This window comes from Flavobacterium omnivorum (assembly GCF_900099915.1).
In the GTDB taxonomy this organism is placed as follows: Bacteria; Bacteroidota; Bacteroidia; order Flavobacteriales; family Flavobacteriaceae; genus Flavobacterium; species Flavobacterium omnivorum.
In genome coordinates, this window is the sequence record NZ_FNDB01000022.1 from 15,551 (window position 1) to 37,604 (window position 22,054).

Below are 22,054 nucleotides of genomic sequence, written 5' to 3' on the forward strand. Positions count from 1 at the left end.
TGCTAGTTATAAAATCTTTTAATATTTTATAAAAAATCGGAACGGGTTACGGGTCTAAATCCTAAAAACTCTTATAAATGAGTAATCAGTTTCCAGATATTTCTACCTGAAAACTGAATACTGTAAACTTTTTTTATTCTTCTAAACGAATGTCAAGTCCAAGACCTTTCAATTCATGCATCAATACATTGAATGATTCTGGTAATCCTGGTTCTGGCATAGATTCACCTTTAACGATAGCTTCGTAAGTTTTTGCTCTACCAATAACATCATCAGACTTAACAGTCAAGATTTCTCTAAGTGTACTTGATGCTCCATAAGCTTCAAGTGCCCAAACCTCCATCTCTCCAAAACGTTGTCCTCCAAATTGAGCTTTACCTCCAAGTGGCTGTTGAGTAATCAACGAGTACGGTCCTATAGAACGTGCGTGCATTTTATCGTCAACCATGTGACCCAGTTTCAACATGTAGATAACTCCTACTGTTGCTGCTTGATGGAAACGTTCTCCTGTACCACCATCATATAAATGGGTATGTCCAAAACGTGGTATTCCAGCTTCATCAGTCAATTCATTAATTTGATCAAGAGTTGCTCCGTCAAAAATTGGTGTAGCAAATTTTCTACCCAAGTTCTGTCCAGCCCAACCAAGAACCGTTTCATAAATTTGACCAATGTTCATACGTGAAGGTACTCCAAGTGGGTTCAACACGATATCAACTGGCGTTCCGTCTTCAAGGAAAGGCATATCTTCATGACGAACGATACGAGCAACAATACCTTTGTTACCGTGACGTCCCGCCATTTTATCCCCAACTTTTAACTTACGTTTTTTGGCTATATATACTTTCGCTAATTTCAAGATACCTGCTGGCAATTCATCCCCAACAGTGATCGTGAATTTCTCTCTACGTAAAGCACCCTGTAAATCGTTCAATTTAATTTTATAGTTATGAATTAAATCATTCACCATTTTATTAGCTGCATCATCTGCAACCCATTGACCTTTACTTAAGTGAGCAAAATCTTCTACAGCATAAAGCATTTTTTGTGTGTATTTTTTACCTTTTGGTAAAACTTCTTCACCCAAATCATTCATTACACCCTGAGATGTTTTTCCGTTCACGATCAAGAAAAGTTTCTCCACTAATTTGTCTTTTAATTCAACAAATTTAACTTCAAACTCCATTTCAAGTGCTCCTAAAGCATCTTTGTCCTGAGTACGTTTACGTTTATCTTTTACGGCTCTTGCGAACAATTTTTTATCTAAAACAACACCATGTAAAGAAGGAGACGCTTTCAACGAAGCATCTTTTACATCACCTGCTTTATCCCCAAAGATTGCACGAAGCAATTTCTCTTCCGGAGTAGGATCTGATTCTCCTTTTGGAGTAATTTTTCCGATCAAAATGTCACCAGGTTTAACCTCGGCTCCAATTCTAATCATACCATTTTCATCTAAATCTTTAGTAGCTTCTTCAGAAACGTTTGGTATATCATTCGTTAATTCCTCGTTACCTAATTTAGTATCTCTAACTTCTAATGAATAATCATCCACATGAATAGAGGTAAAAATATCGTCACGAACTACTTTTTCAGAAATTACAATCGCATCCTCAAAGTTGTATCCTTTCCATGGCATAAAAGCAACTTTTAGGTTACGACCTAAAGCTAATTCCCCATTTTGAGTCGCATATCCTTCTGATAATACTTGTCCAGGCACCACTCTATCCCCTTTTCTTACGATCGGTTTCAGGTTGATACTTGTACCTTGATTGGTTTTTCTAAATTTAATTAGATTGTATGTTTTTTCATCAGGCTCAAAACTTACCATTCTTTCTTCTTCAGAACGGTCGTATTTGATAGTGATGATATTTGCATCTACATATTCTATAACTCCATCTCCTTCAGCATTAATCAATACTCTAGAATCAGAAGCTACTTGACGCTCTAAACCAGTTCCAACAATAGGAGCTTCAGGACGAATTAATGGTACGGCCTGACGCATCATGTTAGATCCCATCAAGGCTCTATTCGCATCATCATGTTCCAAGAAAGGAATCAATGAGGCAGAAATAGAAGCAATTTGATTTGGAGCAACATCGGTGTAATCCACTCTTGTTGGCTCAATTACTGGGAAATCACCCTCTTGACGTGCAATAACGTCTTCGGCAGTAATTTTTCCAGTAGCATCCATTTGAATGTTTGCTTGTGCAATTAACATTCCTTCTTCTTCTTCAGCACTTAAGTAAACAGGAGTAGATACTAAATCTACAGTTCCATTAGTTACTTTACGGTATGGTGTTTCAATGAAACCCATTCCGTTTACTTTAGCATAAACACCAAGAGAGGATATCAAACCAATGTTTGGTCCCTCAGGAGTTTCAATTGGACATAAACGTCCATAATGCGTATAGTGAACGTCACGTACCTCAAAACCTGCTCTTTCTCTCGAAAGTCCACCTGGTCCTAGTGCAGATAATCTTCTCTTGTGCGTAATCTCGGCAAGTGGATTCGTTTGATCCATAAACTGAGACAACTGGTTTGTTCCAAAGAAAGAATTGATAACAGATGATAATGTTTTTGCATTAATCAAATCTATTGGTGTAAACACCTCGTTATCTCTAACGTTCATTCTCTCACGAATAGTTCTCGCCATACGCGCTAGTCCAACACCGAATTGTTGAGACAATTGTTCACCAACTGTTCTTACACGACGGTTTGATAAGTGATCAATATCATCAATCTCTGCTTTAGAGTTGATCAATTCAATCAAATATTTCACGATAGTTATGATATCTTCTTTGGTCAAGACTTGCTTTTCCATTGGAGTATCCAACCCTAATTTTTTATTAATTCTGTAACGACCTACTTCACCTAAGTTATAACGTTGGTCAGAGAAGAACAATTTATCAATAATACCACGAGCCGTTTCTTCATCAGGCGGTTCAGCATTACGCAATTGTCTATAAATATGTTCTACAGCCTCTTTTTCAGAGTTTGTGGGATCTTTTTGTAGCGTATTATGGATGATGGCATAATCACCTTGATTAGCATCTTCTTTATGCAACAAAATAGATTTAACGTTAGAATCAATGATCTCTTCCACATTATCTTTGTCGATAATGGTATCTCTATCAAGGATTATTTCGTTACGTTCGATAGAAACGACTTCACCTGTATCTTCATCAACGAAATCTTCATGCCATGTATTCAATACACGAGCAGCTAATTTTCTACCGATATACTTTTTAAGTCCTGTTTTAGACACTTTTATTTCCTCTGCAAGATCAAAAATCTCAAGGATATCCTTGTCTCTTTCAAATCCAATGGCACGGAATAAAGTAGTTACAGGTAATTTTTTCTTTCTGTCAATATAAGCATACATAACACTGTTTATATCTGTAGAAAATTCTATCCAAGAACCTTTAAAAGGAATTACTCTGGCAGAATACAATTTTGTTCCATTTGCATGGAATGATTGACCAAAGAAAACCCCAGGAGATCTGTGTAATTGAGAAACAACTACACGTTCGGCGCCATTAATAACAAAGGTACCACTTGGTGTCATATAAGGAATTGTACCAAGATAAACATCTTGAACAATAGTTTCAAAATCTTCGTGTTCTGGATCTGTACAATATAGTTTTAACCTTGCTTTTAAAGGCACACTATAAGTAAGTCCTCTTTCTATACATTCTTGAATAGTATAACGTGGTGGATCTACAAAATAATCAAGGAATTCCAATACAAAGTTATTTCTTGTATCAGTAATTGGGAAATTTTCCATGAAGGTATTGTAAAGCCCTTCGTCACCTCTTTCGTCAGATTTAGTTTCTAATTGAAAAAAATCTTTAAACGATTTAACCTGAACATCTAGAAAATCTGGATAGTCAGGAATATTTTTTGTAGAGGCAAAATTCAATCTTTCAGTCTGATTTGTTAGCATCAATGGACAAAATTTTGATTAAAAAAGTAATTTTTTTTATGTAAATAGCATTTATTTACACTTTTCTTTTACAACCATTACATCTTTAAAAACCAATTTAAGATAACTACTTTCTTATTATCTGTTAATTTTTTTTCCTCGTAATGGGTAAAATGAATTTATTTAAAAGACTAAAATGCAAGAACACAAGGCAGCCTTTTGTTATACGAAAAATGGTTTAGGTCATTGGATGATTAAACCCAAGACCTAAACCTTATTCTTAAAACTGATTTTAACTATTTAAGTTCAACCTCAGCTCCAGCTTCTTCTAAAGATTTTTTAAGCCCTTCAGCTTCTTCTTTAGAAACACCTTCTTTAACGTTGCTTGGTGCGCTATCTACCACATCTTTAGCTTCTTTCAAACCTAAACCTGTAAGTTCTTTAACCAATTTCACTACAGCTAATTTAGAAGCACCTGCTGCTTTTAATACAACTGTAAATTCAGTTTGAACATCTTCAGCAGCAGCTTCGCCACCACCTGAAACTACTACAGCTGCAGCAGCTGGTTCGATTCCGTACTCATCTTTTAATATTGTTGCTAATTCGTTAACTTCTTTTACCGTTAGGTTAACTAATTGTTCTGCGAATTGTTTCAAATCTGCCATTTTTTCTATCGTTTTAAAATGATTTGTAAAAATATAATTTATTTATTGTGCGCTTTTTAATTAATAAAAAGTAGAGAAAAATCTATTTTTTATTATGCTTCTACTTCTTCTGTAGCCTCTTCGCTTTTCGCAAATTGGTTTTGAAGAGCAGAAATAACTCTTTGTGCTGGTGCTTGCAATAAACCAATAAGTTCGCCGATAAGCTCTTCTTTAGATTTAATAGTTGCTAATGCATCTAATTGATCGTCACCAATGTAAATTTCAGCGTTAATATAGGCACCCTTTAACAATGGGGTAGCAGATTTTTTTCTGAAATCTTTAATTATTTTTCCAGGTGCATTTGCAACGTCTGAAATAAATATAGCACTGTTACCTGTCAAAACTGAAGGTAAATCACCATAATCATTAGCAGAAGCCTCCATTGCTTTTGCAAGCAACGTATTTTTTACAACCTCTAATTTTATACCTGCTTTGTAACAAGCCCTTCTCAAGTTTGAAGTAGATTCTGCATTCATACCAGAAATATCAGATACATAAACAATGTTTGTACCGGCTAACTGTGCAGTTAAAACTTCAATCGCGATTGATTTTTCTTCTCTAGTCATACTAAAAATTTTTAACTACCAATTATACTGCTTTAGGATCCAATGCAATTGCAGGACTCATTGTGCTAGTTAGGTAAATACTTTTAATGTAAGTTCCTTTAGCCGCAGTTGGTTTAAGTTTGATTAATGTTTGAATAATTTCGTGAGCATTGTCAATGATTTGTTCTGTTCCAAAAGAAACTTTCCCAATTCCTGCATGCACTATACCAGTTTTATCAACTTTGAAATCGATTTTACCAGCTTTAACCTCAGCAACAGCTTTTGCAACATCCATAGTTACAGTCCCTGTTTTCGGGTTAGGCATTAAACCTCTAGGTCCTAAAATACGACCTAACGGACCTAATTTACCCATAACAGATGGCATTGTGATAATTACATCAACATCTGTCCAACCATCTTTGATTTTTTGTAAATAATCGTCAAGACCTACAAAGTCTGCACCAGCTGCTAAAGCTTCCGCTTCTTTATCTGGAGTAACCAATGCTAATACTTTAACGTCTTTACCAGTTCCATGAGGTAATGTTACCACACCTCTAACCATTTGATTCGCTTTTCTTGGATCTACACCCAAACGTACTGCGATATCAACAGACTCATCAAATTTTGCAGAAGCAACTACTTTTATCAATGCCGCAGCATCTTTAAGAGAATATAGTTTGTTCTTTTCAATTTTTGAAGCAGCCTCTTTTTGCTTTTTTGTCAATTTTGCCATGTCTTTCTCTTAATTAAAAAGGAGCGTCTCCTGATACAGTTATACCCATAGATCTAGCTGTTCCAGCAACCATACTCATTGCAGACTCCATAGTGAATGCATTTAAGTCTGGCATCTTGTCTTCAGCAATAGCTCTAATTTGTTCCCAAGTAACACTAGCTACTTTTTTACGATTAGGCTCACCAGAACCAGATTTTAGCTTTGCAGCTTCCATTAACTGAACTGCTGCTGGAGGAGTTTTTACGACAAAATCAAACGATTTGTCTTTATACACAGTAATTTGTACTGGGCATATTTTGCCGGGTTTATCTTGAGTTCTTGCATTAAATTGCTTGCAAAACTCCATGATGTTTACCCCAGCAGCTCCTAAAGCAGGTCCAACCGGTGGCGATGGATTCGCAGCACCTCCCTTAACTTGTAGTTTAACTACCTTACTAATTTCTTTAGCCATTTTTTAAAAATTTAACACTACAATCATTGGAAGCGATTGCAATGGATATTATAGATGTAACAAAAATTATACTTTTTCAACTTGCATAAAACTCAACTCTAATGGTGTTTTTCTTCCGAAAATCTTTACCATTACCTCTAATTTACGCTTTTCTTCATTAATTTTCTCCACAGTTCCGTTGAAACCATTGAACGGACCGTCAACAACCTTAATTGTTTCTCCAATATTAAAAGGTATTGCACGCGTATCGGTATTAACCGCTAACTCATCCACCTTACCTAACATTCTGTTTACTTCTGAAATTCTTAAAGGAACAGGCTCTCCACCTTTAATTTCCCCTAAAAATCCAATAACGCTTGTTATGGACTTAATAATATGAGGTATTTCTCCAATAAGATTTGCCTCAATCATAACATAACCCGGAAAATAAACTTTGTCTTTGATTATTTTTTTTCCTTCTTTAACGGTAACGACTTTTTCAGTAGGAACTAAAACTTGGGAAACATAATCACCCATAGCTAATCTTGCGATTTCGGTCTCGATATATGCTTTTACCTTATTCTCTTGTCCGCTTACTGCCCTAACGACATACCACTTTTTAATATTATTATCTGCCATAACAAAAAATTTAAGCTTTTATCCAGTTAAAAAATCCAGCTAAAGCTTTTGCAAAAATTTCGTCTACTCCCCAAGTTGCCAAGGCGAACAATACTGAAAAGACAGCAACAACAATCGTTAGACGTTGCACCTCAGGCCAAGCTGGCCAAGTTACATTTGACTTTAATTCCTCAAATGCTTCAGATATGTAATTTACAACTTTTGTCATTATGATTTGTTTTTTTGCACGGGCGGAGGGATTCGAACCCCCATCAACGGTTTTGGAGACCGCTATTCTACCCTTGAACTACGCCCGTATTAAAGCCAGTAACCACCATTATAATAATTACTGGCTATATAATTTAATATAACTATGCTGTTATTTCAGTTACCTGACCAGCACCTACTGTTCTACCACCTTCACGGATAGCAAAACGTAAACCAACACTTAATGCAATTGCGCTAAGCAATACAACACTAATAGTTAAGTTATCCCCAGGCATAACCATCTCTACACCTTCTGGCAAAGTAATGATACCTGTTACATCAGTTGTACGTACATAGAACTGTGGACGGTAGTTATTATGAAATGGCGTATGACGACCACCTTCTTCTTTTTTCAAGATGTAAACCTCTGCTTTAAATGTTGCATGTGGTTTAACTGAACCTGGCTTACAAATAACCATTCCTCTTTTGATGTCTTCTTTTTGAATACCTCTTAAAAGAATACCTACGTTGTCTCCTGCTTCTCCTCTATCAAGGATTTTACGAAACATCTCAACTCCCGTAATAGTAGAAGTCAATTTTTCAGCACCCATACCAATGATTTCAACTGGATCTCCAGTATTAGCAACACCAGTTTCGATACGACCTGTTGCTACAGTTCCACGACCAGTGATTGAAAATACATCTTCAACAGGCATTAAGAAAGGTTTTGCAACGTCTCTTACTGGCTCTTCAATCCAAGAGTCAACAGCTTCCATCAATTCAAGAATTTTTGGTACCCAAACTGGATCATTATTCAATCCACCTAAAGCTGAACCTTGAACAACTGGACCATTATCTCCATCATATTCGTAGAAAGATAACAAGTCTCTGATTTCCATCTCAACTAATTCAAGTAATTCCTCATCATCAACCATATCCACTTTATTCATGAATACAACCATTCTAGGAATACCAACTTGGCGACCTAATAGGATGTGCTCACGTGTTTGTGGCATTGGTCCATCTGTAGCAGCTACAACAAGAATAGCACCATCCATTTGAGCAGCACCAGTAACCATGTTCTTTACGTAATCCGCGTGACCTGGACAGTCAACGTGAGCGTAATGACGATTAGCAGTTTCATACTCTACGTGTGATGTATTAATTGTAATACCTCTTTCTTTTTCTTCTGGAGCATTATCAATTTGATCAAATGATTTTGCTTGACAGTAACCAGCATCAGATAACACTTTAGTTATCGCTGCAGTTAATGTAGTTTTTCCGTGATCCACGTGCCCAATTGTACCAATGTTTAAGTGGGGCTTGTTACGGTTAAAGGTTTCTTTTGCCATTTTACTTAATTTTTAATCTATTTATATATTTAATTTCAATCTCCTACTTACTTGAGCCAATGTCGGGAATTGAACCCGAGACCTCTTCCTTACCAAGGAAGCACTCTACCCCTGAGCTACACCGGCGGTAAAGATTTTAGATTCCTGATCTTAGGTCTTCGATAGTAGAACTTTACAGTCCGGGCATCTAAATTCTAAAATCTAAATTCTTTTGGTGGGGAGAGCAGGATTCGAACCTGCGAAGTTTACACAGCAGATTTACAGTCTGCCCTCGTTGGCCGCTTGAGTATCTCCCCTACTCTTTTTATTGTCAAACCCTTACAGTCTAGATTCAGCGAAGGATCTCCCCTTGACCTCACCCGAGATTACCTTCTCCTCTTTAAAGATTCAAAGCAATACCCTGCGAAGCACTACAACCATCCTCTTTCTTGAGCCGGCGGAGGGACTCGAACCCACGACCTGCTGATTACAAATCAGCTGCTCTAGCCAACTGAGCTACGCTGGCGAATCAATAAAAAAAGTCCGCTATTTCTAACGGACTGCAAATGTATAGATTTTATCTCTCAATCAAAACATTTTTTAAAAAAATTTATATTAAATATGCGAACTTATTTTTTCTTTTCTTTTTACCAGCAACCGCTCTAGTGATTCTGAAGAGAGTTCTACTGCCTCTTCAAATGTTTTACATTGTTTTTTAACTAAAAAATCGTCTCCAGGAACATTAATTTTTATCTCTGCAATTTTATTTTCTTTATCACTTGTCTTTTCAACTTTTAAAAAAACATCTGCAGACACGACTTTATCGTAATACTTCTCCAACTTGTCCAATCGTTCTTGAACAAAATCTACTAGCTTTTTGTCAACAGCAAAGTTAACTGCATGAACACTTACCTTCATAATCATCTTTTTTAATTGTTAAACATTTGTAAAATCACTTCCGTCCGCGAGGGTGAGCCTCTTTGTATACACTTTTAAGCTCTGAAAGACTATTATGGGTGTAAATCTGCGTAGACGCCAGACTGGAATGTCCTAATAATTCTTTCACTGAATTCAAATCTGCTCCATTGTTTAATAAATGGGTAGCAAAAGTATGTCGCAATATATGTGGACTTTTTTTTACTTTTTCAGAGACAGTACTAAAGTAAGAATTAATTAGACGATACACAAAGGAATCATTTAATTTTAACCCTTTTTTAGTGAGAAAAAAATAATCCTCATCTTTACCTACTAATACCGAAGTACGTTCTTTCAGGTACCAATTAAATTGATCTGCTATCACCGGCAAAATAGGAATAATTCGTTCTTTGTTTCGCTTCCCAACCACTTTGACTACCCGATTTGCTAAGTCAATATTTGCCATTTTAAGATGAATTAATTCCGCTCGACGCATCCCTGTTGTGTAGAGCAAATCAATGATTAGCTTATTTCTGATGTCCTCAAAACCAACCGTCGTTTGCAGCTGATTCAAAACCTCGGTCACTTCTTTTTCAGAAAAAGGGATTTGTATTATTTTTGGAACCTTAAGCGCCTTGTGCCTCAACATTGGACTAGTCTCTATTTGCTTTGTCTTTACAAGAAATTTGTAAAAAGCTTTCAAAGAAGCCATCTTTCTATTTACTGAAACATTAGAAACAGCACTATTAACCAATACTACAATCCAATTTCTAATTTGGCCGTAGCCCACCTGATCTATTTCTTCTTGGTCAAAATGCGATTTATGGAATGATTCAAAAGAATCGAGGTCATCACAGTAAGCCGTGACGGTATGTGTAGAGTATTTTTTCTCCAACTGGAGGTAATCCCGAAATGCATCTTTATTTGTAGACATAAAAAAACCGTTAGCATCAAAGTTATAAAATTTTGATGACTAACGGTATTTTAATTTAATGGAATCGACTAACTCTCTAAGTTATCTCTCATATTTTGGATATAAGCCGCTTTTTGAATTTTGATTCTATTCGTTACTGAAGGCTTAATAAAAGCAGTACGTGCTCTTAGTTGACGAACAGTTCCTGTTTTATCAAATTTTCTTTTGTAGCGTTTTAACGCTCTATCGATATTTTCTCCGTCTTTAATTGGTATAATTAACATAATATAGACACCCCCTTTCTTTAGTCTGCAAAAGTAGGATAATAATATGAACTAACAAGTAATTGCGTAATTTTATTTAATTTTACAAACTAAGAAACTATTTATGTGGTTTATCGCAATTTCTATTTTACTACTTTTAGCAAGTATATTACCTTATACGCCGCTGACACATTGATTCTATAGCGTATTTGAATTTGGAAAAATTTAAATATTTATTTTACAAATTACGGCTTTAGTCCTCAGCTTTATTCTGATAGACGAATCTTATTTTTTACTCCGTATTCTTCAGTTATTGAGACTGTTAAGCATCGATAGTCACACAGTCGCACTATATAAATGCACTTCTTTTTACAAGTCCATACAAAAAGAACCTTGCGACACTTCTTCAGAAAAAATTACGGCCCTTTCGGCAAATGTATTTCAAGAAAATAAAGAACACGAAAAATTTATAGCTCTGATTGCTAAATACAATCCAGCTATTTTTTTAACAATGGAATCTGATGAAAATTGAGAAAAGGCACTCTCCGTTTTGGACGACGACTGCAAACACAGCGTCAAAGTAGCCTTAAACAACACCTACGGCATGCATTTATATTCTCAATTTTAGATAATAAAGCGTCGTGTTCCTCATTTTGTAGCGGATGATCTGCCCAGCATTGAAGCCGAAATTAGAACTCCTGACAATTTTGAATTTACTTTCTTTGCGGTACATCCTCCGCCGCCAAGTCCTACAGAGGAAGAAAATTCCAAAGAGCGTGATGGAGCGCTTTTAAGTATCGCAAAAAAAATAAAACAGAACTCCGACACCTGCGTAATAGTAGGAGACTTCAACAATGTGGCCTGGGCAAAATCCTCTATTTTATTTAGAAAAACCAGCGGAACAATAGACGGAAGAATTGGCAGAGGATTCATTTCAAGTTTTCATACCAAATATTGGTTTTTAAGATTTCCTATCGACTTGATGTTTCATACAGCAGATGTATATATTGAGGAATTAAAAAGCTTAGAACATTTTGGATCTGATCATTTTCCAATATACGCAAAATTTTTCATCAACAAGAAAACTGCAAAACAAGAGCATTTAACAGAAAACCTCAAAGATGGAGAACAGGAGATTGTTCAAGAAATAATAAAAGAAGGAATAAATGAAAAAAGCGATAACCGTACTTGATTATCGCTTTTTTATAATTTTAAATATGTTTACTAATTCAATTACTTTCTAACAATCACTATGTTTTACATTTCACCAATCCCTATTAAAATAGGATAAAATTGGAAAAATCTTCAACACTTGCTGGGTCAGAACTGAATTAACTATAAGTCAGAAACTATTTCACCGCTGGCTTATAATCTTGCTTATCAATTATCATTTTTGATAAAATCTCCTTAAGAATCTCAGAAGTTCCACCTCCTATTGGACCTAAACGACTGTCTCTAAACAAACGTGCTAAAGGATATTCTTCCATGTAACCATAACCTCCCAACATTTGCAAACAACTATAAATTGTTTCATCTGCGACTTTAGTAGATTTTAATTTAGCCATAGTAGCTTCTTTAACTACATATTCTCCTTTGTCTAATCGTGCTACGGCTGCATAATTAAATACTTTACAATGCTCTACCTCTGTTGCATGCTCTACTAACGTATGTCTCAATGCTTGAAATTTATTTATTTTTTTTCCAAAAGCCTCGCGCTGCGACATGTACTCTATTGTATAATCAATTGCGTATTCCGCTCTCGCATGACCGTTTATAGCCATAATCAAGCGCTCTAAAGCAAAATGTTGCATAATATAAGGAAACCCCTTTCCTTCTTCTCCCATCAAATTCTCGACAGGAATCTCCACATTATCAAATGCAATTTCGGCCGTATCGGATGCTCTCCATCCTAATTTATCCAGTTTTATAGCTGAAACTCCTTTCAAGTTCGTATCCATTAAAAAGATACTAATCCCTTTATTCCCCAGCTCAGGACTTGTTTTTGCAGCGACTATATAATAATCAGCATAAACACCATTGGTAATGAATGTTTTAGACCCGTTAATAATGTATTTGTCTCCCTTTTTGACTGCATTAGTGCGCATACCCGCAACATCACTACCACCAAAAGGTTCTGTTATACACAAAGCGCCTATTTTGTCACCAGCAATACTTGGAGCTAAATAATCTTGCTTTATTCTTTCGTCTCCTTCTGCATTCAAATGCGTCATGGCTAAATAAGAATGAGCCCACATAGCAGCAGCAAAACCAGATGATTTAATTTTTTGAAGTTCTTCTAGAAAAATAACGGTGTAAAATAAATCTAAATTCAATCCACCGTAAGCCTCTGGATACCCGATTCCAAAAAAGCCCATATCCCCAAACTTCTTCCATATAAATCGCTCAATTGACCCGGTTTTCTCCCATTTTTCAATATGAGGCACCACTTCTTTTTGCAAAAAACCTTTTAAACTTTCTCTAAATAATTGGTGTTCTTCTGTGAAATAACTTGAATTCATATAACTATTATTATTTTTAACAAATTGATGTAATTGAAACAAAAAGCAACAGCTATGCGTTTCAGATTTAAGATTTTTTAAATGAAGCCATCAAGCTGTACCTTAAAAAAGAATTATGGCACAAAACAACCGTTTTGCAGCAAATTACACTATTTTAGATCAGCGAATTATAGACTTTTAATCAAAGTCCAAATATAAGTCAATTATTTTTGCTTTATCAACAGGAAATCCCTTAATTTTTGTTAAATCCTCAATATTGTTAAAATCTCCTTTCATGCTTCTGTAGGTCACAATTTCTTTTGCCAAGGCATACCTGAAATAATAAAACTGTGAAAGCTCTTTTAATGAGGCGTTATTGATGTCAATTTTCTTAAATTCAGGCAGCGTTATGATCTTAAAATGGGTGTTCAAATTTTCGATCACTTCTGACGACAATCCCCACACATCCTGCATTTGTTCCATGGACACAAACCCTCCTAAAGCTTCTTTTTGTTTTAAAATTCGAAGGGAAATCGCTTCGCCGATACCATAAATTTTAATCAGATCCTCTCTTGTTGCCCGATTCATGTCTACGACTACTATTTTTTCTTTTTGGGCGAAAGCCGAATTGGTATACTTTTTAAATTTATTAGACTCTTTTTTACTGTTTACCCAATCCGGAAATTTAAAAAATGGTGCAATCTTATGCAATAAAGAATCCGACACTTTAGTAATATCCTGAAATTCTTCAGCAGAATTTACAAATTTATTATTCTTTCTAAAGGCTAACAATCGATCAATCTCCTTTACGGACATGCCCAATTTATACCCTTTATAGTCCGTTATGAAATTGGGATTGAAAAGATATATTTTTGGCGCCCTAATTTCGGCACTCCTTTTCATGGAGTCTAATCCAGATTGAAGCGAAAGCCATTTTTGTTTCGCTGGATCCTCTTTTGTTACTGGGGTAAAATCAACAAAACAATAGACTAGTTGTAAAGAAATGATGATTACAAACAGACAGAAGATGCCTGTGCGTTGCTCTTTAGAAAACTTAAAATAAGTCTGAATCGTTTTAAAACTCATTTGATGCGATTGTATTTACCTAATGATAAAGGAAATCTAAATTTATAAATAAAAGTAAGACCTGTTACATTGTGAAGATAAATATTTTAAAAAAAAATAACACGTTGATAGCGCCCAATATATCGGGTTTTCAAAAGATTTAATTAAGGTAAAGCATATTATATTGTATTTTATAACTTAAAACTAAATTATTGTTTTTTATTTTTTGTAAAAAAGAATACATTTGGAGCTTAATAACAAACAAAACCATATAACCCATGTCAATTTGGAAAACTAAACCCCTTTCGGTCTTGCTTAATGAAGCGTCAGAATCCGAAAAAGGATTAAAAAGGACTTTGTCATCACGTTCATTAGTAGCACTTGGAGTTGGAGCTATTATTGGAGCTGGATTATTCTCATTAACTGGTATTGCTGCTGCGGAACACGCAGGTCCAGCAGTTACCCTTTCTTTTATCTTAGCTGCAGTAGGATGTGCCTTTGCAGGACTTTGCTATGCTGAATTTGCCTCCATGATACCTGTTGCAGGTAGTGCTTATACTTATTCCTACGCCACCATGGGAGAATTTATGGCATGGATTATAGGTTGGGATTTAGTTCTTGAATACGCATTAGGTGCCGCTACCGTTGGAGTTAGCTGGTCTCGATATTTACTGGAATTATTAAATAAGTACGGCATTCATCTGAATCCGAAATTTATATGTTCTCCCTGGGAAACCTTAACATTAGGTGACGGTACCGTTATCGAAGGAGGATATATTAACCTTCCTGCTATTTTGATCGTTTCTGCACTGTCATTATTATTAATTAGAGGAACTAAAGAATCTGCCTCAATCAATAATATTTTAGTAGTAGTAAAGGTTATTGTTGTAATCATGTTTATTGTTTTAGGATGGGACTATATTGATCCTGCAAATTATTCCCCATATATTCCAGAAAACATTGGTGTTAAAGGTCAGTTTGGTTGGTCAGGAATAGCTGCTGGAGCCGGAACTGTTTTCTTTGCCTTCATTGGTTTTGATGCCGTTTCAACTGCTGCACAAGAAGCGAAAAATCCTCAAAAAGGAATGCCAATTGGTATTTTAGGATCCTTGGTAATTTGTACAATATTGTATGTATTATTTGCTCATGTTATGACGGGTCTTGTACCCTATTATGAATTTGCAGGCGATGCAAAACCAGCTGCAACAGCATTTGCAGTAACTGGCTATACGTTCCTTCAAACTGGATTAATTGTCGCTATTTTGGCAGGATACACCTCGGTAATGTTGGTGATGCTAATGGGACAAAGTCGCGTTTTCTATACGATGAGTAAAGATGGATTACTTCCTGCTTTCTTCAGCGACATTCATTCAAAATTTAGAACTCCTTGGAAAACAAATCTTTTTTTCATGGTATTTGTGAGCCTTTTTGCAGGTTTCGTACCGGTAAGTGATTTGGGTCACATGGTTAGTATTGGAACCTTGTTAGCCTTTGTATTAGTTTGTATCGGCGTATTAGTGATGCGTAAAAAAATGCCAGATGCACCACGATCTTTTAAAACCCCATTCGTTCCTTACGTTCCTATTGCTGGAGTTTTAGTATGTAGTTACTTGATGTACTCGCTACCGTACGAAAGTTGGATTCGATTGATTATATGGATGGCACTGGGTGTTGCACTGTACTTTGTTTACGGAAAGAAAAACAGTAAATTAAACAATCCTGATAAATAGATTTAGTATTAAAATAAAAAAGGGGATTATAAAGTACTTATACTTTATAATCCCCTTTTTTATTTTAATACCTTCTTACAAATCAAAAACTGACGTACGTTTAGCTCGTATTAAATCCTTTAACCGAATCCAAAAAGCCAAGGTTAGATAAACTGCAAACCACAATCCTGCAGTTACGAATGACAAATAAATAAAAAAAAGCCGCACACTACTGGCGCGCATTCCTAATGTATCCGCTAAACGGGAGGAAACGTGAAAGCCGTGCTTTTCAAAAAAGAACTTGAGCTTAATAATTGCTGACATTTTCTTGAGTTTTTTGTTGGAGCAAAATTACAAAATTTACCAATCGGTTAAGGCATTAATAAGTGCCTTTTCCTTTGGAGATCTTTACACCCTACTTTTAATTAATTCCAATCCCAAAGCACATTCTAAGCACCTACTTTTATTACAATATTCCTTTTTAAGTTGCAGCAACGATTGTGTGTCAAAAGCACTTTTTGAAACGATCCCAAATGAACTAAATTTATCAATGATAGCGTTTTTCTCAGGATTCAATCCGTTTAGTAAATTTATTAAGTCTTCCGTAATTTCTTTTCCCTGACTTTTAGCAAAAGCAAACTGCAGCGGAATTATTGTATTCACCATCAACAAATCGACGAAAGATTTAGAAAGCATTTTCTTTTTGATGGGACTTTCCTTGTCAAACTGATAATGACTTTCCCAATAAGGAGAAACTCCTATTTGAAAAACTTGAACACTATTTTTCAAGGAATTCAAAGTACTTATTTTAGAAAATAAATTTTGGTGTGTGTGATACAAATTAGCCAACTGAGACAAACGAATTGTTGGAAAATTATCCGGCCTATGCTTAAAAAACTGAACTTGATCTGCCATTAAATGCTCTAATTGATACTTATGCAACACATAAAAATACCTGAATTTTAAATCCTTGTAATAATTATCTTCTTTTTCAGAATCCAATAATCCAGCTAATCCAAAAAATAATGCTTCTATATTCTCAACTTCAAAACTTTCTTTTCGGATTATGGAAAAAGGTATGGATTGGGCCATTTTAAAGAACGTCTCTCCGTTTGTATTTAAACCAAAATTCCTAGCCAAAAGACTAAACAAAACAGCTTCCCAATCTTGACTGGTTTGCGCTAACAAATCAAAAATAGGCTTAGATTTTCTTTCTAAACGTTCAAAAAACAGGCGTTCCTGCCAATTTTTAAAAACAAATTCATCGACCTCTTTAATTTGCTTTTCACAGAAAATCCATGATTTAGGAGCCATTAAAGACTGATAGTTTTGGATGGTTACTGGATCAACATATTTTTTAAGTTCCAAGACGGGAATTTCAATATTATTGCTTCTATAAATCTCGGTGTCGTGTTCCCAAACCACATGAAGAATTACATTTTCATACGCTGAATCAAGTTCGTGATGATGCACATACCAGTCTGAAGATTTAAGATGAATTTCAACGTTTCCAGCCCATTTTTGATTTCCAATGGTGATTTGAGCATTGAAAAAATCAGGACCTGCCAATTCAAGATACTGACCAACATTAATAATTGTGATTTCTTCATCATTGAAAGTTCTCAAATTCAAAGCATCAAACTTCTTGAATTTCCAAAGGTAATGGAGAAAATCTTCTTTCATATTTTAGATTTTAGACACTCCTCAACCCAAACCGCTCTATTAAAAAGAGCGAAAGACAAAATTGAGGATTTCACATTTCATCATTAAAGGAGAACTAAGATAGTAAATTAGACAAGAAGTCTTACTTTAAACAACATGCATTTAAAATCTAAGTACATTTACCGTAGCAGATACAATTTGGCGCAAGCCCGAGCATCGGATAAAGCTTCGTGGTGATTCAAAACGATGTTCATCTCACGGCAGCAATCACTCAATTTGGTTGGTTTTAGTCCTTTGCTTTTATAGATTTTCACCGTGCATTCCCATCGGGCTGCGAGATTTAAATCCGCATAATCCAAACCGTACAGCACCATCGATTTCGCTAAAACATTTCGGTCAAAACTTTCATTGTGCGCCACTACCACTCTATTTTGTAGCCGCTTTTTAATTTCTGGATATACCTGTATGAATGATTTTGCATGAAGTGTATCGTGAGGATAAATCCCGTGAACTTGTATTGTAAAGGGAGAAAACAGGTTATTTGGTGGTTTGATCAAGGTTACAAACTCATCCACAATTATTCCGTTTTCTACAGTAACAATTCCCACAGAACATGGATGATAAGCGGTGGCAGTCTCAAAATCTATAGCGGTGAATGTCATTTTCGGAGTTTTAGGTTATCGATTGTCTGTCGTGGGTGATTGGTTGTGGCTTAGCGATTATGAGCAATAAGCGGAATTTAGGTTTTAATAATAATCAAAAAAAAAGCCACAAATTAAAAGAACAAACACAAAATAAATTTGTACTGATTAATCTAATTTATGGCAAAAAAAAATTCTTATTTTATTGAACCAATAATATCATATTTGGTAATAATGTGGTGATTACCATTTTGTAATTCTACTAAAACCGCTTCATTTTCTTTAGTAAACAATTTAGAAACCTCTTCTATTGGGGTTCCGTGTTTTACAATTGGAAAAGGTTTACCCATAATTTCTTTAATGGGTTTATCGGCCACATCTTTATCCGCTACATAACTTTGAAACAAATCACTTTCGTCCACAGAGCCAACAAATCCATTGATATCGATGACCGGAATTTGTGAAATTTTATATTTACGCATGCGCTCAATTGCATGTGAGACTAATTCTTCGGTACGCACAACAATTAATGGTTTATCTATATGATCCTTGATCACATCTTCTGCTTTTGTAATTTCGTCTTCTAGAAAACCACGTTCGCGCATCCAATCGTCATTGAACATTTTACCCACATAGCGACTTCCCGAATCATGGAAAAGAACCACAACCACATCCTCTGGTTTGAAATGTTCTTTGAGCTGCAACAATCCTTTTACAGCTGCGCCTGCTGAATTACCTACAAAAATCCCTTCTTCCAAAGCAATTTTACGTGTGTATACCGCGGCATCTTTATCCGTTACTTTTGTAAACCCATCTATTAAAGAGAAATCCACATTTTTGGGAAGAATATCTTCTCCAATTCCTTCGGTTATGTAGGAATAGATTTCGTTTTCGTCAAAAATCCCAGTTTCGTGGTATTTTTTAAACACAGAACCATAGGTATCAATTCCCCAAATTTTAATATTCGGATTGCGTTCTTTTAGATACTTTGCTACTCCAGAAATCGTTCCGCCAGTTCCTACGCCTACAACAAAGTGCGTAATTTTACCTTCTGTTTGCTCCCAAATTTCAGGACCAGTTTGCTCGTAGTGCGCTATTGCATTGGATGGATTGTCGTATTGATTCACATACCATGAATTAGGCGTCTCCTCGGCCAGTCTTTTCGAAACTGAATAATAAGATCTTGGGTCAGTAGGTTCTACATCCGTAGGGCACACCACTACTTTTGCCCCTACGGCGCGAAGAATATCCATCTTTTCTTTAGACTGTTTGTCTGATATCACACAAATCAGTTTGTATCCCTTGATGATGGCTACTAAAGCCAAACCCATTCCCGTATTTCCTGAAGTTCCTTCAATGATGGTTCCGCTAGGCTTTAATCTGCCATCAGCTTCCGCATCGGCAATCATTTTTACAGCCATCCTGTCTTTAACAGAATTCCCTGGATTGAATGTTTCCACTTTTGCAAGCACCAAAGCATCCACTTCAGCGGTTACTTTATTTAGTTTAACTAATGGCGTGTTGCCTATTGTACCTAATATATTTTCTGCGTAACGCATTGTATCGTAAATTTAAGATTGTAATTTGTTGTAAATAATGGTGCAAAGATAGTATTTTGTTACAAAATAATATTCGTTGTGAAAAATAGGATAAAAGATTCCTTCACTCCTATTTTATAAAGCAGCAATAGAATCAATTTCATTTAGAGTATCATCGCTATAGGTGCCCCTTGAAACGAGTAAATAAAACTAAATACATCCTAAAAAAAGCTAATCAAGACTCCTCTAGAAAGTGCTTTTTTTTATCTTGTTAATTGAAAAAATTCCAAATCAACCCAAATCGAATGGTAAAATCTCTGGATGGATTGTTAGGAGAAGCATAAAAGTTATTCCCGGTGAGCGCGGAATTAAAATGTTCTGCTTTAAAATAGATTCTTGTTCTTTGGATTTTTGCATTTATAAAAAAATCAAGATTGGGATGGTTCCCAATTTGTTTGTCTTTTTGAACAAAAAACTCTCCAATAACAGGATTGTATTCATTTGCATAATAATTAGAAAAATAATTTAACGAAATACCTGTTTGCAGAAACAAGGCTTTTTTAAATATAAAATCCGAAAAGTAAAATGTATTGCGCGTCACAATTGCTGGAACATTTAATATAGCGTCCTGCTGTTCTGTTTTTTGATAGAGAATGGTGTTATCCAAAGCAAAATTCCCGAATTTTAATTCTCTACTAATTTTAACCGACAAATAATTGATTGTTCCATCGTATTGCGCAGGAGCTACAATTTGCGTTTTTGCTGCTTTCTGCTGCGCAGTCGATACATCTGTAAAATACAAATGATCATTCAAAACTGAAAACTGTAATTCTGCATTTATCCACGGCGAAATTGCATTGGCTTTTATGGTATTAATTTTTTCATTCTTGAACTCATTGGACCAATTGTACTGTACGTAACTACTTTGATGCAAATTATAATTATTATTGGGTAATTTGTTTATATTCTGATATTGAAAAACCAACTGAATTTCATCATTTACATCATATTGCAAATTCGCATCCAAATTAGACAGCGACTGTGCCGTTACCGATCGGGAATATAAAAATTTACCTTTCCACTTATCACGTCGGTATTCATATTGTCCACCAGCGCTGTTGATTTGCTGACTGAATGCACTAGGAATTGTGTTTTGATTATCAAACACCAAAATCCGATTATAGTAATAATTAGACCTAAAATCATCAATGAAAAATTGAAAATTTCCCAAAGTAGTGTTCTCATAAATCAACCCTACTCTATTGTACATTTTATTATAACGCGTTTGATCATTAATACCACTATCCAGAAAAGAATCTCCAAAACGATTTATCTGCTCTGAACCTACGGTTGACAAAAGTGTGGCTTGATTGTATTCGAAAAACTTATTCTCGTAATTAAATTGATGCGTTACATAAAGATTATTTGCTCCTTTATTTGGGTTGACTCTAAAATTGTGATCTAAAAAAACGCGCTTGCCTTTTAAAAAGGATTTAGCATCATTAAAATACACTTCAAATCGCTGTCGGTTATTGTAGTTTGGGTCTTCGCTCTCAAAATTATCGATGGTAGTAATTCCGCCGTTTTCTTCGTTGAGAATATCTTGAAAGGTATAATGCGCTTTCGCAAAATAACGTTTGTTCTTTGTATTATAATTAGTCGTAAATCTAAAGTTTCCAGTACTAGACAATTGATTGAGATACTCCCCTTCAGACCGCAGTCCTTTATAAGCTATTGAAAAATTTAGATTTTCAGAAGTATTTAGGGTAATAAAAGCATCAACAGATTGTCCTTTCTTGATTGTAGTTTTAAAATACAATTCGGTTACGGGAGTTGCAACAGAATAATACCTAATTTGGTTGGCTTCTAAAAAATTAAAATGTTTGGCTTTAAAGCCAAATTCAGGATACGGAGAAAAATCCGTTAAGCTGTATTGCAACGTATTATACGTTTGACCGTCATTAGCAAACGGTAACAATCCAAAAATATCTTTTCGCAAATAATTATGACTGTACTCTTTTTGAATCGTCAGTGATGTATCGATATAGGTCGTATCATTTTCGATTGTAATCACCTTATACAAATCGATGGTGGCAATTTTAGCTGCTGTTGTATCTTTAATTCGCTTTTGTAGACTTAAATCTTGAGCAATACATACGTTTGTTACTAATAAAAATAATAATACCGCTTTTTTCATAAATAAAGAATACAGGAATTAATTTTGGAGCAGTAATAGAATTACGTTAGACTGCAGACATTAATTTGGATTTCATACCAACATCAAAGTACAAAAAAGCAAAGGTAGTTAAATAACTAAATAAAAATTTAAACTAGACAAGAAACCAACTCATTATTTA

General features: G+C 35.2%; 20 protein-coding genes and 4 tRNA genes. 2 read left to right on the forward strand and 22 right to left on the reverse strand.

Annotation, left to right across the window (positions count from 1 at the left end; all coding sequences use genetic code 11):
• Positions 1–133: 133 nt before the first annotated feature.
• From rpoB to rpsU, 15 genes are all read right to left on the reverse strand, one after another.
• On the reverse strand, positions 134–3,946 hold the full coding sequence (gene rpoB / locus BLS90_RS15025) for a DNA-directed RNA polymerase subunit beta (protein WP_091259081.1): 3,813 nt from the start codon (positions 3,944–3,946) through the stop codon (positions 134–136).
• Positions 3,947–4,221: 275 nt separating this feature from the next.
• Positions 4,222–4,590, reverse strand: coding sequence for a 50S ribosomal protein L7/L12 (gene rplL / locus BLS90_RS15030; RefSeq protein WP_039109063.1), 369 nt, complete (start codon positions 4,588–4,590; stop codon positions 4,222–4,224).
• Between the two features lie 92 nt (positions 4,591–4,682).
• Positions 4,683–5,195 carry a 50S ribosomal protein L10 gene (rplJ, locus tag BLS90_RS15035; RefSeq protein ID WP_091259083.1) on the reverse strand — a complete coding sequence of 171 codons (513 nt, stop codon included), beginning with the start codon at positions 5,193–5,195 and terminating at the stop codon, positions 4,683–4,685.
• Positions 5,196–5,217: 22 nt separating this feature from the next.
• Positions 5,218–5,907 carry a 50S ribosomal protein L1 gene (gene rplA, locus BLS90_RS15040; protein ID WP_066082291.1) on the reverse strand — a complete coding sequence of 230 codons (690 nt, stop codon included), beginning with the start codon at positions 5,905–5,907 and terminating at the stop codon, positions 5,218–5,220.
• 13 nt (positions 5,908–5,920) lie between these two features.
• Complete coding sequence (gene rplK / locus BLS90_RS15045; protein ID WP_066082293.1) at positions 5,921–6,358, reverse strand: 50S ribosomal protein L11; 438 nt, start codon at positions 6,356–6,358, stop codon at positions 5,921–5,923.
• A 66-nt stretch (positions 6,359–6,424) separates the two neighbouring features.
• Positions 6,425–6,976 (reverse strand): transcription termination/antitermination protein NusG, encoded by a 552-nt coding sequence (nusG, locus tag BLS90_RS15050; protein WP_091259087.1) that lies wholly within the window; start codon positions 6,974–6,976, stop codon positions 6,425–6,427.
• 10 nt (positions 6,977–6,986) lie between these two features.
• Positions 6,987–7,184, reverse strand: coding sequence for a preprotein translocase subunit SecE (gene secE, locus BLS90_RS15055; RefSeq protein WP_066082297.1), 198 nt, complete (start codon positions 7,182–7,184; stop codon positions 6,987–6,989).
• A 17-nt stretch (positions 7,185–7,201) separates the two neighbouring features.
• A tRNA-Trp gene (locus BLS90_RS15060) sits at positions 7,202–7,272 on the reverse strand.
• Positions 7,273–7,326: 54 nt separating this feature from the next.
• The gene (tuf, locus tag BLS90_RS15065) at positions 7,327–8,514 is read right to left on the reverse strand and encodes an elongation factor Tu (protein ID WP_073354708.1); all 1,188 of its coding nucleotides are present in this window, start codon (positions 8,512–8,514) and stop codon (positions 7,327–7,329) included.
• 54 nt (positions 8,515–8,568) lie between these two features.
• Positions 8,569–8,640 (reverse strand) — tRNA-Thr (locus tag BLS90_RS15070).
• Between the two features lie 86 nt (positions 8,641–8,726).
• Positions 8,727–8,810: transfer RNA gene (locus BLS90_RS15075), tRNA-Tyr, on the reverse strand.
• 135 nt (positions 8,811–8,945) lie between these two features.
• Positions 8,946–9,019: transfer RNA gene (locus BLS90_RS15080), tRNA-Thr, on the reverse strand.
• Between the two features lie 89 nt (positions 9,020–9,108).
• The gene (gene hpf / locus BLS90_RS15085) at positions 9,109–9,411 is read right to left on the reverse strand and encodes a ribosome hibernation-promoting factor, HPF/YfiA family (RefSeq protein ID WP_073354720.1); all 303 of its coding nucleotides are present in this window, start codon (positions 9,409–9,411) and stop codon (positions 9,109–9,111) included.
• 34 nt (positions 9,412–9,445) lie between these two features.
• Positions 9,446–10,342 (reverse strand): tyrosine-type recombinase/integrase, encoded by an 897-nt coding sequence (locus BLS90_RS15090; RefSeq protein WP_091259089.1) that lies wholly within the window; start codon positions 10,340–10,342, stop codon positions 9,446–9,448.
• A 68-nt stretch (positions 10,343–10,410) separates the two neighbouring features.
• Entirely contained in the window at positions 10,411–10,605 is a 195-nt protein-coding gene (rpsU, locus tag BLS90_RS15095) for a 30S ribosomal protein S21 (RefSeq protein WP_035670421.1), read from the reverse strand.
• A 610-nt stretch (positions 10,606–11,215) separates the two neighbouring features.
• Here rpsU and BLS90_RS16945 point away from each other — a divergent pair.
• The gene (locus BLS90_RS16945) at positions 11,216–11,776 is read left to right on the forward strand and encodes an endonuclease/exonuclease/phosphatase family protein (protein ID WP_394331036.1); all 561 of its coding nucleotides are present in this window, start codon (positions 11,216–11,218) and stop codon (positions 11,774–11,776) included.
• A 157-nt stretch (positions 11,777–11,933) separates the two neighbouring features.
• Here BLS90_RS16945 and BLS90_RS15115 read toward each other — a convergent pair whose 3' ends face one another.
• Together BLS90_RS15115 and BLS90_RS15120 are read right to left on the reverse strand one after the other, a co-directional pair.
• Positions 11,934–13,103 carry an acyl-CoA dehydrogenase family protein gene (locus BLS90_RS15115; protein ID WP_091259097.1) on the reverse strand — a complete coding sequence of 390 codons (1,170 nt, stop codon included), beginning with the start codon at positions 13,101–13,103 and terminating at the stop codon, positions 11,934–11,936.
• 177 nt (positions 13,104–13,280) lie between these two features.
• Positions 13,281–14,168 (reverse strand): ComEA family DNA-binding protein, encoded by an 888-nt coding sequence (locus BLS90_RS15120; protein WP_091259099.1) that lies wholly within the window; start codon positions 14,166–14,168, stop codon positions 13,281–13,283.
• 257 nt (positions 14,169–14,425) lie between these two features.
• On the opposite strand from BLS90_RS15120, the gene BLS90_RS15125 reads away from it, so the two are divergent.
• Positions 14,426–15,877, forward strand: coding sequence for an amino acid permease (locus tag BLS90_RS15125; RefSeq protein WP_091259101.1), 1,452 nt, complete (start codon positions 14,426–14,428; stop codon positions 15,875–15,877).
• Between the two features lie 75 nt (positions 15,878–15,952).
• Here BLS90_RS15125 and BLS90_RS15130 read toward each other — a convergent pair whose 3' ends face one another.
• The 5 genes from BLS90_RS15130 to BLS90_RS15150 all read right to left on the reverse strand — a co-directional run bounded on the left by BLS90_RS15130 (position 15,953) and on the right by BLS90_RS15150 (position 21,894).
• Positions 15,953–16,180 (reverse strand): PspC family transcriptional regulator, encoded by a 228-nt coding sequence (locus BLS90_RS15130; RefSeq protein WP_066082307.1) that lies wholly within the window; start codon positions 16,178–16,180, stop codon positions 15,953–15,955.
• Between the two features lie 84 nt (positions 16,181–16,264).
• Positions 16,265–17,539, reverse strand: a complete 1,275-nt coding sequence (locus tag BLS90_RS15135) for a DUF2851 family protein (RefSeq protein WP_091259103.1) — start codon at positions 17,537–17,539, stop codon at positions 16,265–16,267.
• Positions 17,540–17,697: 158 nt separating this feature from the next.
• Positions 17,698–18,180, reverse strand: a complete 483-nt coding sequence (locus BLS90_RS15140) for a 3'-5' exonuclease (protein WP_091259105.1) — start codon at positions 18,178–18,180, stop codon at positions 17,698–17,700.
• Between the two features lie 176 nt (positions 18,181–18,356).
• Positions 18,357–19,718: a pyridoxal-phosphate dependent enzyme gene (locus BLS90_RS15145; protein WP_091259107.1), complete on the reverse strand. Its 1,362-nt coding sequence runs from the start codon at positions 19,716–19,718 to the stop codon at positions 18,357–18,359.
• 250 nt (positions 19,719–19,968) lie between these two features.
• Positions 19,969–21,894: a putative porin gene (locus BLS90_RS15150; RefSeq protein WP_091259109.1), complete on the reverse strand. Its 1,926-nt coding sequence runs from the start codon at positions 21,892–21,894 to the stop codon at positions 19,969–19,971.
• Positions 21,895–22,054 lie beyond the last annotated feature (160 nt).